The organism is Arthrobacter sp. P1_H7 (assembly GCF_056405215.1).
This window is the reverse complement of the sequence record NZ_JBFUCO010000024.1, coordinates 16,374-31,163: the sequence shown is the minus strand read 5'-3', so window position 1 is coordinate 31,163 and position 14,790 is coordinate 16,374. Positions and strand designations below refer to the sequence as shown.

Below are 14,790 nucleotides of genomic sequence, written 5' to 3'. Positions count from 1 at the left end.
CCACATGGGTGGCATCTTGAAAGGAAGAAAAATGGAAGGCTCCATCAACGGCTCCCTCAACCTCATCGGCTACGGCCTCTCCGCCATCGGCGGTGGTATCGGTGTGGGTCTCGTGTTCGCCGCTTACATCAACGGTGTAGCACGTCAGCCGGAAGCCCAGCGCGTCCTGCAGCCGATCGCATTCCTCGGCCTCGCGCTGACTGAAGCCCTCGCCATCCTTGGCCTGGTCTTCGCGTTCGTTCTCAAGTAAACAGAACAACCGAACATCCAGAACCGAGTAGATAAGGACGGGTGAAATATGAATCAAGCGATCATCTCAGCCGCCACCGAAGGCGGTACTAACCCCCTCGTTCCCAATCCTTGGGAAATGCTTGTCGTCTTCGCCGGCTTTGCTCTCCTCCTGTTCATCGTGGTCAAGTACGTTGTCCCGATGTTCGAGAAGACCTTCGCAGAGCGGGCCGAAGCCATCGAGGGCGGTATCGCCAAGGCCGAAAAGGCCCAGGCCGAGGCCTCCGCAGCACTCGAAGAGTACAAGGCACAGCTCACGGAAGCCCGCACCGAGGCCAACCGCATCCGCGAGGAAGCACGCGCCGAAGGTGCCCAGATCCTTGCAGAGCTGAAGGAGAAGGCGGCTGCCGAGTCTGCCCGCATCACCGCACAGGCCCACACGCAGATCGAATCCGAGCGCCAGGCGGCCGTTGTGTCGCTCCGCGCGGAGGTCGGCACGCTGGCCACGACGCTGGCAAGCCGCATCGTCGGCGAGGCACTGAGCGACGATGCACGGTCGGCCCGAGTGGTGGACCGTTTCCTGGCAGATCTGGAGAACCAGAACGCGGGTGTAGCTAAGTAATGGCAGGTGTATCGAGCGAATCGCTGGCCGCTGCGCTGGCGGCACTGGAAGCCAAGCTTCCCACCGCGTCGCTGCAGTTGGCAAAGGAACTCTTCGGAATCCTGGGAACGGTCGACAGCTCGGCCGGCTTGCGCCGCGCCCTGACCGACCCGTCCCGCAGCGGTGACGAAAAGTCGGCGCTGGTCAAGCAGCTCTTCGGCGGGAAAGTATCTGCTGACGCTGTTGAAATCGCAGCCGGACTGGCCAGCTCCCGCTGGGCATCGGCACGGGATATCGGCGATGCACTCGAGACTCTTGCCGCTTCGGTGGTCATCGCTGTTGCCGAGAACAAGTCGGCCGTCTCTGCCTCCGGGCTCACCGGATTGGAAGAGCTGGAGAACGATCTGTTCTCCTTCAACCATGCCGTTGAGTCCAGCCACGAGGTCCAGCGTGCTCTGTCCGAGCCGCAGGCCAGCCCGGCCGCCAAGGTGACCCTCGCCGACAAGCTCGTACCCGGTGCGAGTGCGGAAGCGAAAGTCCTGATCGGACAGGCCGTCACGGCTCCGCGCGGGCTTAAGGTCACCAGGCTGGTCCGCCGTTTCGCCGAGCTTGCCGCCAAGCGCCAGCAGCGCTGGATTGCAACGGTCGACGTCACCCGTCCGCTGACGGAGACGCAGATCAGCCGCCTGCAGGCGGGGCTGAACGCCCTTTACGGGCGCGAGCTCAAGATCAACATGAACGTTGACCCGGCACTGATCGGTGGCATCCGGATCCAGGTAGGTGACGAAGTGGTTGACGCTTCGGTCGCCGGCCGCCTGGGCCAGCTCCAGCGTCAGCTTGCCGGCTAGCCGGACAAGCACAACCTAACGACAAGAAACCCCGGTCATCGTGAGCAACGATGATCACGAAAACAGGAGAGCAGGGACTGCAGATGGCCGAATTGACCATCAACGCCGACGACGTCCGTAATGCGTTGAACGAGTTCGCGGCGTCCTACGAACCCGGAAACGCAGAGCGCGTAGAGGTCGGCCGTGTAACAACCGCAGGTGACGGCATCGCCCGTGTTGAGGGCCTTCCCTCGGTCATGGCGAACGAGCTGCTTCGCTTCGAAGACGGCACGCTGGGCCTGGCCCAGAACCTCGACGTCCGCGAGATCGGCGTCATCATCCTCGGTGACTTCACCGGAATCGAAGAAGGCCAGGAAGTCCACCGCACCGGGCAGGTTCTGTCCGTACCGGTTGGCGACGCCTTCCTCGGCCGCGTGGTTGACCCGCTGGGCCAGCCCATCGATGACCTCGGCGAGATCAAGGCCGAGACCACCCGTGCCCTGGAACTCCAGGCACCCGGCGTGACCCAGCGTAAGTCGGTCCACGAGCCGATGCAGACCGGACTCAAGGCTATCGACGCCATGATCCCGATCGGCCGCGGCCAGCGCCAGCTGATCATCGGTGACCGCCAGACCGGCAAGTCCGCCATTGCCATCGACACGATCATCAACCAGAAGGCCAACTGGGCTTCCGGCGACGTGAAGAAGCAGGTGCGCTGCATCTACGTGGCGATCGGCCAGAAGGCATCCACGATCGCAGCCGTCCGCCAGACCCTCGAGGACAACGGCGCCCTGGAATACACCACGATCGTGGCTTCCCCGGCGTCCGACCCCGCAGGCTTCAAGTACCTGGCACCGTACGCCGGTTCGGCCATCGGCCAGCACTGGATGTACGGCGGCAAGCACGTCCTTATCGTGTTTGATGACCTTTCGAAGCAGGCCGAGGCCTACCGTGCAGTGTCGCTGCTGCTCCGCCGCCCGCCGGGACGCGAAGCCTACCCGGGCGACGTCTTCTACTTGCACTCCCGTCTGCTGGAGCGTTGTGCCAAGCTCTCCGACGAGCTCGGTGCAGGCTCGATGACCGGTCTGCCGCTGATCGAGACCAAGGCGAACGATGTTTCCGCCTACATCCCGACCAACGTGATCTCCATCACCGATGGCCAGATCTTCCTGCAGTCGGACCTCTTCAACGCCAACCAGCGCCCCGCTGTCGACGTCGGTGTGTCCGTCTCCCGTGTTGGTGGCGCCGCCCAGGTCAAGTCCATGAAGAAGGTCTCCGGTACCTTGAAGCTGGAACTGGCCCAGTACCGCGACATGCAGGCCTTCGCCATGTTTGCCTCGGACCTGGACGCCGCATCGCGCCAGCAGCTGACCCGCGGTGCACGCCTGATGGAACTGCTCAAGCAGGGCCAGTACTCGCCGTTCCCGGTCGAGAACCAGGTCGTTTCCATCTGGGCCGGCACCAACGGCCACCTCGACGAGGTTCCGGTTGAAGACATCAACCGCTTCGAGACCGAGTTCCTGGAGCACCTCAAGCACAAGTCCTCCATCCTGACGACGCTGGCCCAGACCAACGTCATGGACGATGACACCGCTGAAGCACTGAAGACCGCAATCGTGGACTTCAAGAAGGGCTTCTTCGGCGAGGGAGACAACCTCCTGGTCGGTGCGGGGCACGAGGAGCACGCCCCCATCGGCGAGGATCAGGTCGACCAGGAAAAAATCGTCAAGCAGAAGCGCTAGTTTCGCTGGCAGGGGCTGCCGGGACCCGCACGGGTTCCGGCAGTCCCGGCCATCGGGATCTTAGGAAAGGATAAGTATGGGAGCCCAGATCCGGGTCTACCGCCAGAAGATCAGCTCGACGACGTCGATGCGCAAGATCTTCAAGGCGATGGAACTGATCGCTACCTCGCGCATCGGCAAGGCCCGCGCACGCGTAGCAGCTTCACTGCCTTACGCGAACGCGATCACGCGTGCCGTTTCTGCTGTCGCAAGCCAGAGCGAAATCGACCACCCCCTGGTCACCGAGCCGGCGCAGATCCGCCGGGCCGCCGTCCTGGTCATCACCTCGGACCGTGGCCTCGCGGGATCTTACTCGGCGAGTGTCCTCAAGCAGGCCGAAGGCCTCAACGAGCTGCTCCACGGGGAAGGCAAGGAAGTCAAGACGTTCCTGGTCGGCCGCAAGGCGCAGGCGTACTTCGACTTCCGGAACCGTGAATACGCTCGCGTATGGACCGGCAACACGGATGCACCGGAGTTTGCGACCGCGCGGGAAGTCAGTGAAGCACTGCTGACCGAATTCGCTACCGCCTACGAAGAGGGCGGCGTCGACGAAATCCACGTCGTCTACACCCGCTTCAAGTCGATGGTGACCCAGGAGCCGACGGTCGTCCGTCTGCTGCCGCTCGAGGTTGTCGAAGAGAAAGCCGCGTCCGAATCGGACCTGCTGCCCCTCTACGAATTCGAGCCGGAAACGGAGCAGGTTCTCGATGCCCTGCTGCCGCGCTACATCGAATCACGTATCTTCGCCGCAATGTTGCAGGCAGCAGCTTCCGAGCTCGCAGCCCGCCAGCGCGCGATGAAGTCCGCCGGCGACAACGCGACGGATCTCATCAAGAAGTACACGCGTCTGCGCAACACTGCCCGTCAGGCTGAAATTACGCAGGAGCTTTCCGAAATCGTTGCCGGTGCCGACGCGTTGTCCGCGTCCTAGCCAGCACGAGCCCGGATCCAGCTGTACCTGCACCAAGAGATAAACTTAACCCCACGCCATCTACTGAGTGAAGTGAGAGAGATGACTGCCACTGCTACCGATCACGTAGCCGCAACGTCCGGTGCTACCGGTCGTATTGCACGTGTTATTGGCCCGGTTGTCGACGTCGAATTCCCGGCTGACGCAATCCCCTCGATTTACCACGCACTCACCACCGAGATCACTCTCAACGGTGAGACCCGAACCATCACGTTCGAGGTTGCCCTGCACCTGGGCGACAACCTGATCCGTGCCATCTCCCTCCAGGCCACCGACGGACTTGTCCGCGGTACCAACGTGGTGGACACCGGTGCCCCGATCTCCGTGCCCGTGGGCGACGGCGTCAAGGGCCACATCTTCAACGTGCTGGGCCAGCCCCTCGACGTTGCCGAGTCCGAACTCCAGATCAGCGAACGCTGGCCTATCCACCGCAAGGCTCCGGCCTTCGCGACCCTGGAAGGCTCCACCGAGATGCTGGAAACCGGCATCAAGGTGATCGACCTCCTCACCCCGTACATCAAGGGTGGCAAGATCGGCCTGTTCGGTGGTGCCGGCGTCGGCAAGACCGTGCTGATCCAGGAAATGATCACCCGTGTTGCCCGCAACTTCGGCGGCACCTCGGTGTTCGCCGGTGTCGGCGAGCGTACCCGTGAAGGTAACGACCTCTGGGTCGAAATGGAAGAGGCCGGCGTCCTCAAGGACACCGCCCTTGTGTTCGGCCAGATGGACGAGCCGCCGGGAACGCGTCTGCGCGTTGCACTGTCCGCCCTGACCATGGCGGAGTACTTCCGCGATGTGCAGAACCAGGACGTGCTGCTCTTCATCGACAACATCTTCCGCTTCACCCAGGCAGGCTCCGAGGTTTCCACCCTCCTCGGCCGCATGCCGTCGGCCGTGGGCTACCAGCCCAACCTGGCTGACGAGATGGGTCTCCTCCAGGAGCGCATCACGTCCACCAAGGGCCACTCCATCACCTCGATGCAGGCCATCTACGTCCCCGCAGATGACTACACCGACCCGGCTCCGGCCACGACCTTCGCACACCTCGACGCGACCACGGAACTTTCCCGTGAAATCGCCTCCCGTGGTCTGTACCCGGCCGTTGACCCGCTGACGTCGACCTCCCGCATCCTGGATCCGCAGTACATCGGCCACGACCACTACAACACGGCCGTCCGCGTCAAGCAGATCCTGCAGAAGAACAAGGAACTTCAGGACATCATCGCCATCCTTGGCGTTGACGAACTCTCTGAAGAAGACAAGATCGTCGTGTCGCGTGCACGCCGCATCCAGCAGTTCCTCTCGCAGAACACCTACACCGCCAAGCAGTTCACCGGCGTCGAAGGCTCCACCGTGTCCATCAAGGACACTGTTGAAGGCTTCACCGCTATCTGCGACGGCGACCTTGACCACGTTGCAGAGCAGGCGTTCTTCAACGTCGGCGGCCTGGACGACGTCGAGCGCCAGTGGGCCAAGATCCAGGAACAGACCAAGTAATATGGCTGAGCTTGAGGTTGAGATTGTCGCAGCGGACCACTTCGTGTGGTCCGGAGCGGCCAAGATGGTCAAGGCCCGCACCAGCGATGGTGAAATCGGAATCCTGCCCGGCCACTCGCCCCTGCTGGCGATTCTGGCCGAAGGTGAGCTGGCAATCGAGCCGGTATCCGGTGACCGCATCGCTGTAGTTGTCGACGGTGGATTCTTCTCCGTCGACAACAACAGGGTGGTCATTGTTGCTGACAACGCCCAAATGGGCGAAGCGGCTACTGCGGGGATCCGCTAGCACGACCTTGATGAACGATATTGGTTTGCCGTTCATCGTCCTGGCAACTGCGTTTGCGTTGCTGGTATTTGCACTGTGCCTTTCGGGGGTGCGCCGCTTCAATCTGCGGCGCGCCCTCGGCACGGTGGACGCCTCCATCTGCACGGCTGGAAAAAGCTGGCAGATGGGGGTTTGTCGTTACCAGGACAACGACCTCGAGTGGTTCCGCCTGGTCTCACTCAGCGTCCGCCCCAAGCACACTTTCCGGCGCAGCTCGCTGGAGCTGCTTGGCCGGCGCAAGCCGACCGAATCCGAGCTCCTCAAGGTCCAGCCCGACGCCGTGATCGTGGAGCTCCGCTACGAGGGGCAGCAGGTCCTCCTCGCCATGCGCTTCGATGCCTACACGGGGTTGTCATCCTGGCTTGAGGCCGGACCCGTCATCGGCGTCGGCACCTGGCGCTAGCCCCGGTGGACTACCTCGATGGCCTTAGCCTGGTCGACGGCCCGGTGGTGTGGCTCGCGTGGACTGCCGCCGCGGCGGGCCTGGCCTACCTCCTCTGGCACGCCGCCTTCCGGCGCACGGGTTTTCGGCGCACCGGTTTAGCGCACCCCGGCCGCCGGCCGCCCGGCGCGGCCGTGGCCGTCGCGGCTGCCGTGACCCTGATCGCCGCCGCGCTCGTCGCGGCCGTGCACTGGTTCCTGCTCTATGCCGTCACGGTCTTCCCTGCCGAACTGCCGGGGGAAACCCTCGCCTGGTCCGTTGCCGGCGTCGTCGCCCTGCTCCTGTGGCTCATGCGCCTGCTGGGACTCTGGGGCCGCCGCGGACGGGGCGGCACCCATCGCTGGCGTTCAAGCGCAGCAGCCACGGCGGCCCTCCTGGCCGTCCTCGCGCTGTCCGGCGTCCAGATCAACATCTACTTTGGCCTGAACCACACTGTCGGCGACCTCACCGGAGCCGCCGTAGCCCGGATCCAGCCGCTCGAGGCGGACCTGACGCGCGCCCCCGGCGTCCCCGCGGCCACCGGGCTGGCCCACTGGCAGGCACCGGACCACCTTCCCGACGGCGTCATCCGCAAGGCGGTCATCCCCGGCACCGTCTCCGGCTTCCAGAGCCGGGACGCCTACGTCTATCTCCCCCCGGCCTACCTGGGTTCCCCCCGGCCCGCGCTGCCGGTGCTGGTCCTCTTTTCCGGCCAGCCGGGCAGCCCTGCCGACTGGCTGACCGGCGGCGCACTCCGGAGCCGGCTGGACCGGTTCGCCGCGGAGCACGCCGGGGTGGCGCCCGTAGCGGTGGTGGTCGATCCCAACGGCTCGCCGTCGGGAAACACGCTGTGCCTCGACAGCCGGATTGCCCGGGCGGACACCTTCCTGGCGCGGGACGTGCCGGACTGGATCAACCGCACGCTCGACGTCGACCCGGATCCCCGGCAGTGGGCCGCGGGCGGCTTCTCCTTCGGCGGCACGTGCGCCATGCAGATGCTCACGCGGCATCCCGACGTCTACACCGCCGCCCTGGCCTTCTCCAGCGAGGAGGAGCCGGCCCTCGCGAAGGTGCGTGCCAAGACCATCGAGGCCTCCTTCGGCGCCGACACCGCGGCCTTCGACCGGCTGACCCCGCTGCGCGTCATGGCGGAAAACCGCTTCGACGGCCACGGCGTGTACTTCGCCGCCGGGGACCGCGACCCGCAGTTCACCGGCTATATGGACGTGCTCTCCGAGGCGGCCCGCCGGGCCGGGTTCAGCGTCGAAACACACCGGATCGCCAACGCGGGGCACTCCTGGGACGTGGCATCCGGCGGCCTTCCCGGCGGCCTGGACTTCCTGGCCCGGCGCTGGGGGATCACGCCATGAGCCAGGCCAAGACCGGCAGCCCCCGGACCGCGGCGGGCCCTGGGCCGGAGGCCCCGCCGTTGCAGGGTGTCTGGCGCCAGGGCATGCGCCGGACGCTGGCGCACTTCCGTGCCGTACCCTTCACGCTGGCGGTCCTCGCGGCCTTCCTCGGTGCCGGGGCCGTCACCGGCAGCTTCCTGTCGGGCCCGCCCGACGCCCTGCTGCCCATCGCGTCCGTGAACGCTGCCGGGCTGAAGGCGGGGCACTGGTGGTCCTTGTTCACTTCGTTGTTCTTCGCCACCAACCTGCTGGCCTACCTCGCCGCGTCCCTGATGATCCTGCTGCTGCTGGGTCTCGCTGAACGGCATCTGGGGACGCTGCGGACGGCCGTGTTCTTCTTTGTAGGCCAGTTCGCTGCTGTGACGGTGTTCCTGCTGGTCACCCAGCTGGCCCGGTATCTCGGCGACGGCTGGCTGGGGCTCATGGTCAACGCCCGGCTGATCGGCCCCTACGCCGCCATCCTGGCCGTGGCACTGGCCGCCAGCGGGCTGCTGCCCACGCTGTGGCAACGCAGGCTGCGGACCGCCGTCCTGTCCGCGTCCCTGCTGCTGGTGCTCTACGTCGGGCACCCGGAGACGGTGGTGGGACTCGCCGGCGCCCTTGCCGGCCTGGCCGCGGGCTGGTGGATCCAGGGCGACCGGGGGACCCTGCACCGGCACCGTTCAACGGGTCGCGAAACACGCAACCTGCTGGCGCTCACGGTCGCGATCTTCGCGGTGGGGCCGATCCTCACGGCCGCTGTCAGCAGCCCCACCGGGCCCCTGGCCCTGTTGCGCGACGTCGTGCTGAACCCGCTGCCCACGCTGGGCCAGCTGGAGCAAAACTGCGGCGGAACGGTTGACGTCAGCTGCCTGGAGGCCGGCCGGGCCGGACTCGCCGGTCCGCTGGGCCTCGCGCTGGCAGTTGTCCCGGTGGTCCTGCTGTTGATCTGTGCGGACGGCATGCGGCAGGGCCGCCGCCTGGCCCTGCGGATCGCCATCATCGTCCAGCTCGGCGTGACAGCCCTGGCAGCCGTGTACCTGGCCCTGTTCGCCCGCATTCCGCACTACCCCAACCGGACGCACACGGCGGTGATGGGCTCGGGCTTCGTCCACGTCCTTCCGCTCGTCGCCGTTCCGTTGCTGCTCGCTGTGCTGCTCTGGCTTAACCGCCGGCAGTTCCGCGTGGAGACGGCTCCGCAGGCCAGACGGATCCTGGGCATCGTGGTCGGCGGCACATGGCTGGTGCTCGCCGGGGCCTACGCGGTGGCCTGGCTCGCCGCCGGCGGAATCGACCGCGACGGGGGAGTGCTGGGCCTCGCGGCGGAACTCGCCCGGCAGTACCTGCCGCTGCCCATTCCGGGCGCCTACAGCCGGCTGTTCCAGAACCGTAACGCCGTGGAGTCCTTCCTGTTCGCCTACGCCGGCATCATCTTCTGGGGGGTGGCCCTGGCGGCGGTCTGGCTGGTGCTGCGGCGGCGGCTGCACGGTACCGGACTGAACGGCACCGACGTCGGTTCCGGGGACCGGGACACGGCCCGTGACCTGATCCGCCAGGGCGGGGACTCACTGTCCTGGATGGCGCTCTGGGAACCGAACAAGTACTGGTTTACGCCGAACCGGCGCGGCGGCGTGGCCTACCAGCAGCACGGCAACGTGGCATTGACGCTGGCAGGCCCGTTCGGCCCCGCCGCCCTCCGCGAGGAGACCGCGGCGGGTTTCATGCGCTACTGCGCCGAGCACGCCCTGATCCCGTGTTTCTACTCCTGCACCGCCGGGCTCTGGCCGATGCTCCGGGCCCGCGGATTCCGCCGCGTGGCCGTGGCCCAGGAAACCAGGCTCGCCGTGCGCGAACTGGAGTTCAAGGGCAAGGAATGGCAGAACGTCCGCACCGCCCTGAACCGGGCCGCGAAGACCGGTGTCCAGGCCGTGTGGGGGCGCTACAGCGAATTCCCGGCCCCGCTGCGGACCCAGCTCAGTGAGGTTTCCGAAGAATGGGCGGCACAAAAGCACGTGCCGGAGATGGGCTTCACGCTCGGCAGCATCGACGAGCTCGACGACGACGAGGTGCTGTGCTGCCTGGCGGTGGACGCCGACGGACGCGTGCAGGGCGTCACGAGCTGGCTGCCGGTGTATGCGGACGGACAGCTCGTGAGCTGGACCCTTGACTTCATGCGCCGGCGCGGGGACGCGTTCCCGGGTGTCATGGAGTTCCTCATTGCTTCCGCCGTGCTGGAGCTCAAGCGCACGGTTGAGGTAATTTCACTGTCCGGCTCGCCGCTGGCGAAGGACCGTGACGGAGACTTCGCCGGCGGCAGCGATTCCGGCAGCGACTCCGGGGACAGCGACGCCGGTCCGGAGGGGCTGGCCGGGATCCTGGACGTCGTGGGCCGGGCCCTGGAACCCGTCTATGGCTTCCGCTCGCTGGCAACCTTCAAGTCGCGTTTCAAACCGGACTACCGCACGCTGTACCTCTACTACCAGGATCCGCTGCAATTGCCCGCGATGGGCCGGGCCCTGAGCCGCGCATACCTTCCCGGGTTGTCCGTCCGGCAAAGCGCCCGCCTGCTGCGCACGTTGGTGCGTTAGGCGGGGCCGGCGGATTAGTGCCCGGCGCGAGTGCGCAATTCGGCTGAAGAATGCATCCGGGCCAATGCGGGGGACCTGAAACGCCGCGCCCAAGAATGCAACAAAAAAATGATCCCCGGCACAAATGCCGGGGATCATTCCTTGTGCGGAAATGCCCTAAAGCACTTCCCGACAGGAGACTAGACCAGCGTTACGCCGGTGGCCTGGGGGCCCTTGGCGCCCTGGCCGATCTCGAACTGAACACGCTGGTTCTCGTCGAGGGTCTTGAATCCACCGGTCTGGATCTCGGAGTAGTGAACGAAGACATCGCCATCGGAGTCATCCGGGGTGATGAAGCCGAAGCCCTTTTCTGCGTTGAACCACTTGACGGTTCCCTGAGCCATTTGTTTCTCCTCATTGTGGATCTTGAATAAATCCGGCGCACTTCGCACCGGACTTGGTCACTCTGCGAGAAGAACCTTTGGCAACGGAACCGGATTCACGGACCGTGGCGGCAGGAGCTTCACGCTCGCAACATGTCTTGCGAGCATGAAAAACACCTACACAAAGACTTGTATAAGAATTTCATGACACTTGCGTCAGGTCAACGGGCGAACGGAAGAATTGCATAAAAATTGTGCAAAGAACGGCTTAACGCGAATCGTCACAGCAGAAAGCCTGCCGCAGGGTGCCTAAAAGAGCCGCGATTCGCTGTCGTCAACGCCGCGCATGGCGTCGTAGTCCAGGGTCACGCAGTCGATTCCGCGGTCCTTGGCGAGGACCTTGGCCTGCGGCTTGATCTGCTGGGCTGCGAAGATTCCCCGGACCGGGGCCAGCAGCGGGTCCCGGTTCAGCAGTTCCAGGTACCGGGTGAGCTGCTCGACGCCGTCGATGTCACCCCGGCGCTTGAGCTCAATGGCCACGGTGGCGCCATCCGCGTCCCGGGCCAGGATGTCCACGGGGCCGATCGCGGTGAAATACTCCCGGCGGATCAGCGAGAACCCGGTGCCGAGCAGTTCGATCTGGGCGGCCAGGAGCCTCTGGAGGTCCGCCTCGACGCCGTCCTTGATCAGGCCCGGGTCCTGGCCCAGTTCGTGGGAGGTATCGTGCAGCTGCTCGTGGATGTTGATGATGAGCCGGTCATCGGTCTTGGCCGACTGGACCGTCCACTGCTCGACGACGCCGACCTCGACGTCGACCTCATCCGGTGTGGAGACCCGCAGGGACGCAGGAGGGCTCATCCAGTTCAGCGGCTTGTAGGACCCGCCGTCGGAATGGACCAGGACCGAACCGTCGGCCTTAACCAGCAACAGCCTGGTGGCCAGCGGCAGGTGGGCTTTGAGGCGGCCGACGTAATCAACGGAGCAGCGGGCTATGACTAAACGCACCCGGTCCACTCTACCGCCTGCGCGGGCGGCGGCGTGGCGGGGAGGCAACGAGCGGCAGCCGGACTGGGGCAGAATGGAGGCATGCCCCGTTCCAACCGACCCCGCCGCGCCGGCTCTGCGAAGACAGGCTCTGGCAAGGGCGCAGCGCCCGGAAAGAGCAAAGCCGGCGGAGCCAAGCACGGCCCGGCACCGGAACTTGACCTGGAGCGTGCCCGCTCAGGGTTCGCCCGCCGGGAGAGCGCACCGGACGGCGAATGGATGGTCCGCCCCATCACCGCGGGCCGTGCCGAGAAGACCTACATCTGCCCGGGCTGCTCCACCGCCGTGCTGCCGGGGATCGCGCACCTGGTGGTCTGGTCCGAGGACCACCTCTTTGGCGCCGCCGCGGGTCTCGCCGAACGGCGCCACTGGCACAGCAACTGCTGGACGTCGCGGAGCTACCGGTATCGCTAAGCTGGTCAGCATGAGCTTTGATCCCGCGTCGTACGTCTTCACCAAGCCCTCTGCTCCCACTGCCATCCGCGCTTCCACCGTCCTGCCGGCCCGCCGCGAGAACGTCGAACTGCGCACATCGGACGGACACCGGCTGGTGGGCGAGCTCGCCGTGCCCGAATCCGGTGGGATCAAGGCAACACTCATCACGCTGCACCCGCTGCCGACGCACGGCGGCTTCATGGATTCACACCTCTACCGCAAGGCCTCCTACCGGCTGCCCGCCCTCGCTGGCATCGCCGTCCTGCGTTTCAACACGCGCGGCACGTCTTCGCCGCGGGGGACCAGCGGGGGAGCCTTCGAGGAAGGCGTCGGTGAGCGACTCGACGTCGAGGCCGCCGTGCAGTTCGCCGTGGACCGGGGCCTGCCGAACCGGTGGCTGGTGGGCTGGTCCTTCGGCACCGAGCTGGCCCTGATGTACGGCGCCGCCGAGCCCGTCGCCTCGGAAATCGAGGGGGCCGTGCTGCTCTCGCCCCCGCTGCACCGGGCCACGGACGTACACCTGAAGGAATGGGCCGTGTCCGGCAAGCCGCTGAAGGTCCTGGTCCCCGAGCACGACGACTACCTGCAGCCGGCGGCTGCGGCGGCGAGGTTCGCGCTGGTGCCGCAGGCACAGGTGTTGGGGGTCGACGGCGCCAAACACCTGTGGGTGGGGGAGAAGTACGCCGGGCGGGTTCTCAACGAGATCGTGGACGAGGTCATCCCCGGCGGCGCCGCTGGGAGTGCCGGAACGGTGCTGCCGCAGGAATGGGACGGGCCGGTCGCCACGGCACACGCCTGAATCGGCAACGCCGCAAAGAGAGAATTCCGCACCGAAACAGGACAGCCGCACCGTGGATCCACGGTGCGGCTGTCCTATTGCGGCGCGAAAACCGGCCCGGGGAGCCGTGTCAGCGGCTGTCCTGGCGGGCGATGAGGATTTCCTTGACCAGCAGCATGATCGCCGCCGCGGTGGGAATGGCGATCAGAGCGCCGAGCACGCCGAGCAGGCTGCCGCCGGCGATCACCGAGATGACGGCGACGGCGCCCGGCACCGCCACGGCCTTCTGCATGATGCGCGGCGAGATGAAGTAGGCCTCGAACTGGAGGTAGGCGAAATAGCAGATGGCGAAGACAAGTGCGGTCTGCCAGCCGGCGGTTAGGGCAACGAGCGTCACCAGGAACCCGGCAATCATGCCTCCCACCAGCGGGATGAACGCCAGCAGGGCCACCACGAACGCCAGCAGCGTGGCGAACGGTACGCCGATGACCGACATCACAATGAACGCGAACGTGGCGTTCAGCAGTGCGACGGCGGCCTGGCCGATCACGTAGTTGCCCACCGAACCGGTGATTTCCTCGGACAGGGCTTCAACCCGGGCCCGGCGCGAGCGCGGCGCGAGCCGGTAGCCCCATTTCTTCATCGCGGGAAGGGCACCGAGGAAGTACAGGCTCAGGACCAGCACGATCAGTGCGCCGAACAGTCCGTTTGCCACGGTGGAGCCGAAGCCCACAACGCCGCCGAAGATGCCGCCCATGGCGTCGGGGTTGTTGACGAACTTCTCCAGCTCCTGGCTGATGCGGTCCCGGATGCCGAACTGGCTGTCAACGCTCCGGAAGAATTCCGAGTCAATGAAATCCTGGACCCACTTGGGCGCCTGCTGCACGATTTGCGTCACCTGCTGCACGATCGTGGGGATCAGGGTGGCAAAAAAAGCGGCGACTCCCACTGCCAGGGTCGATACGGACAGGAGGATGCCGGCGGCCCGGGGGACATTCCGGTGTTCGAGCCAGCGAACCACCGGGTCCAGCCCCAGGGTGATGAAGAGCGCCGTGATGATCCACAAGAGCAGCTGCGTCGTATTGGACCCGATCCAGTAGACCAGCAGGGCGAAGCCGACGCCGACCGTACCCATGAAGCCCATATAGAGGGGGTGCTGGGCCGACATGCGCGGACCGGGACTGCCGAAGCGGGCCTCGGACTCGGTCTCGGCCTCATGCTCCGGGGGCATCTCGAAGCGGATTCTCGGCTGGGCACCCGGCAGGGGCTGGCGCAGGCGCCGGGCCGCGGACAGCAGGACATTTGCCGCGGCAATCCGGGGGCGGGAGGTTGTGGGCCGGGGACTGGAAGCAGGCTGCTCGGGGCCGGGTTCCTGGCTGTCGGATTCCTGCGCTTCTTCTGGTCCGGCGGAGGACGAATCCGTATGTTCAGTCACTGCGTTGAATGCCCTTAATTCCTTGCGGCGCCACACAGGCGGCACTGGTGTGATGATCACCGCAAACACTATCAGCAGGCTTGTCAGCTCAAGGGCGGGACGCCCCCGCG

15 protein-coding genes are annotated in these 14,790 nt (G+C 65.9%); 12 read left to right on the top strand and 3 right to left on the bottom strand.

Translation table 11 applies throughout. The annotated features are described in order from the left end of the window. The first annotated feature begins 31 nt into the window (after positions 1 to 31). The 10 genes from atpE to AC1DXI_RS19185 all read left to right on the top strand — a co-directional run bounded on the left by atpE (position 32) and on the right by AC1DXI_RS19185 (position 10,626). Entirely contained in the window at positions 32 to 250 is a 219-nt protein-coding gene (gene atpE / locus AC1DXI_RS19230; protein ID WP_003804776.1) for an ATP synthase F0 subunit C, read from the top strand. Positions 251 to 298: 48 nt separating this feature from the next. Further along, positions 299 to 850, top strand: coding sequence for a F0F1 ATP synthase subunit B (locus AC1DXI_RS19225; protein ID WP_223916021.1), 552 nt, complete (start codon positions 299 to 301; stop codon positions 848 to 850). After that, a complete protein-coding gene (locus AC1DXI_RS19220) occupies positions 850 to 1,677 on the top strand; it encodes a F0F1 ATP synthase subunit delta (RefSeq protein WP_476939926.1) in 828 nt (275 codons plus the stop codon). Before AC1DXI_RS19225 ends, AC1DXI_RS19220 begins: the two co-directional genes overlap by 1 nt. A gap of 83 nt (positions 1,678 to 1,760) precedes the next feature. Further along, entirely contained in the window at positions 1,761 to 3,398 is a 1,638-nt protein-coding gene (gene atpA / locus AC1DXI_RS19215; protein WP_026266817.1) for a F0F1 ATP synthase subunit alpha, read from the top strand. A 76-nt stretch (positions 3,399 to 3,474) separates the two neighbouring features. Then, positions 3,475 to 4,368 carry a F0F1 ATP synthase subunit gamma gene (locus AC1DXI_RS19210; protein ID WP_476939925.1) on the top strand — a complete coding sequence of 298 codons (894 nt, stop codon included), beginning with the start codon at positions 3,475 to 3,477 and terminating at the stop codon, positions 4,366 to 4,368. 81 nt (positions 4,369 to 4,449) lie between these two features. Next, positions 4,450 to 5,904, top strand: a complete 1,455-nt coding sequence (gene atpD, locus AC1DXI_RS19205) for a F0F1 ATP synthase subunit beta (RefSeq protein WP_476939924.1) — start codon at positions 4,450 to 4,452, stop codon at positions 5,902 to 5,904. Position 5,905: 1 nt separating this feature from the next. Further along, the gene (locus tag AC1DXI_RS19200; protein WP_018775711.1) at positions 5,906 to 6,190 is read left to right on the top strand and encodes a F0F1 ATP synthase subunit epsilon; all 285 of its coding nucleotides are present in this window, start codon (positions 5,906 to 5,908) and stop codon (positions 6,188 to 6,190) included. Positions 6,191 to 6,200: 10 nt separating this feature from the next. Next, a complete protein-coding gene (locus tag AC1DXI_RS19195; protein ID WP_026266818.1) occupies positions 6,201 to 6,632 on the top strand; it encodes a DUF2550 domain-containing protein in 432 nt (143 codons plus the stop codon). A gap of 5 nt (positions 6,633 to 6,637) precedes the next feature. Further along, on the top strand, positions 6,638 to 8,020 hold the full coding sequence (locus AC1DXI_RS19190; RefSeq protein ID WP_476939923.1) for an alpha/beta hydrolase: 1,383 nt from the start codon (positions 6,638 to 6,640) through the stop codon (positions 8,018 to 8,020). Beyond that, complete coding sequence (locus AC1DXI_RS19185; protein ID WP_476939922.1) at positions 8,017 to 10,626, top strand: bifunctional lysylphosphatidylglycerol flippase/synthetase MprF; 2,610 nt, start codon at positions 8,017 to 8,019, stop codon at positions 10,624 to 10,626. The genes AC1DXI_RS19190 and AC1DXI_RS19185 overlap by 4 nt, the downstream gene beginning before the upstream one ends. A gap of 179 nt (positions 10,627 to 10,805) precedes the next feature. Here the strand turns inward: AC1DXI_RS19185 and AC1DXI_RS19180 are convergent, their stop codons facing one another. Then, complete coding sequence (locus AC1DXI_RS19180) at positions 10,806 to 11,009, bottom strand: cold-shock protein (protein ID WP_011692441.1); 204 nt, start codon at positions 11,007 to 11,009, stop codon at positions 10,806 to 10,808. Between the two features lie 288 nt (positions 11,010 to 11,297). After that, positions 11,298 to 11,993, bottom strand: coding sequence for an endonuclease NucS (gene nucS / locus AC1DXI_RS19175; RefSeq protein ID WP_026266819.1), 696 nt, complete (start codon positions 11,991 to 11,993; stop codon positions 11,298 to 11,300). An 81-nt stretch (positions 11,994 to 12,074) separates the two neighbouring features. Here nucS and AC1DXI_RS19170 point away from each other — a divergent pair, with 81 nt between their 5' ends. Both AC1DXI_RS19170 and AC1DXI_RS19165 read left to right on the top strand, forming a co-directional pair. After that, positions 12,075 to 12,446, top strand: coding sequence for a hypothetical protein (locus AC1DXI_RS19170; protein ID WP_018775716.1), 372 nt, complete (start codon positions 12,075 to 12,077; stop codon positions 12,444 to 12,446). 10 nt (positions 12,447 to 12,456) lie between these two features. Further along, positions 12,457 to 13,266 carry an alpha/beta hydrolase gene (locus tag AC1DXI_RS19165; RefSeq protein WP_476939921.1) on the top strand — a complete coding sequence of 270 codons (810 nt, stop codon included), beginning with the start codon at positions 12,457 to 12,459 and terminating at the stop codon, positions 13,264 to 13,266. 109 nt (positions 13,267 to 13,375) lie between these two features. Here AC1DXI_RS19165 and AC1DXI_RS19160 read toward each other — a convergent pair whose 3' ends face one another. Beyond that, positions 13,376 to 14,680, bottom strand: coding sequence for an AI-2E family transporter (locus tag AC1DXI_RS19160; protein ID WP_476939920.1), 1,305 nt, complete (start codon positions 14,678 to 14,680; stop codon positions 13,376 to 13,378). Between the last annotated feature and the right edge of the window lie 110 nt (positions 14,681 to 14,790).

Excerpts from the sequence above, each read along its gene's own strand:
- atpE (WP_003804776.1), top strand. The coding sequence starts at position 32 with ATGGAAGGCTCCATCAACGGCTCCCTCAACCTCATCGGCTACGGCCTC.
- AC1DXI_RS19225 (WP_223916021.1), top strand. The coding sequence starts at position 299 with ATGAATCAAGCGATCATCTCAGCCGCCACCGAAGGCGGTACTAACCCC.
- AC1DXI_RS19220 (WP_476939926.1), top strand. The coding sequence starts at position 850 with ATGGCAGGTGTATCGAGCGAATCGCTGGCCGCTGCGCTGGCGGCACTG.
- atpA (WP_026266817.1), top strand. The coding sequence starts at position 1,761 with ATGGCCGAATTGACCATCAACGCCGACGACGTCCGTAATGCGTTGAAC.
- AC1DXI_RS19210 (WP_476939925.1), top strand. The coding sequence starts at position 3,475 with ATGGGAGCCCAGATCCGGGTCTACCGCCAGAAGATCAGCTCGACGACG.
- atpD (WP_476939924.1), top strand. The coding sequence starts at position 4,450 with ATGACTGCCACTGCTACCGATCACGTAGCCGCAACGTCCGGTGCTACC.
- AC1DXI_RS19200 (WP_018775711.1), top strand. The coding sequence starts at position 5,906 with ATGGCTGAGCTTGAGGTTGAGATTGTCGCAGCGGACCACTTCGTGTGG.
- AC1DXI_RS19195 (WP_026266818.1), top strand. The coding sequence starts at position 6,201 with ATGAACGATATTGGTTTGCCGTTCATCGTCCTGGCAACTGCGTTTGCG.
- AC1DXI_RS19185 (WP_476939922.1), top strand. The coding sequence starts at position 8,017 with ATGAGCCAGGCCAAGACCGGCAGCCCCCGGACCGCGGCGGGCCCTGGG.
- AC1DXI_RS19180 (WP_011692441.1), bottom strand. The coding sequence starts at position 11,009 with ATGGCTCAGGGAACCGTCAAGTGGTTCAACGCAGAAAAGGGCTTCGGC.
- AC1DXI_RS19170 (WP_018775716.1), top strand. The coding sequence starts at position 12,075 with ATGCCCCGTTCCAACCGACCCCGCCGCGCCGGCTCTGCGAAGACAGGC.
- AC1DXI_RS19165 (WP_476939921.1), top strand. The coding sequence starts at position 12,457 with ATGAGCTTTGATCCCGCGTCGTACGTCTTCACCAAGCCCTCTGCTCCC.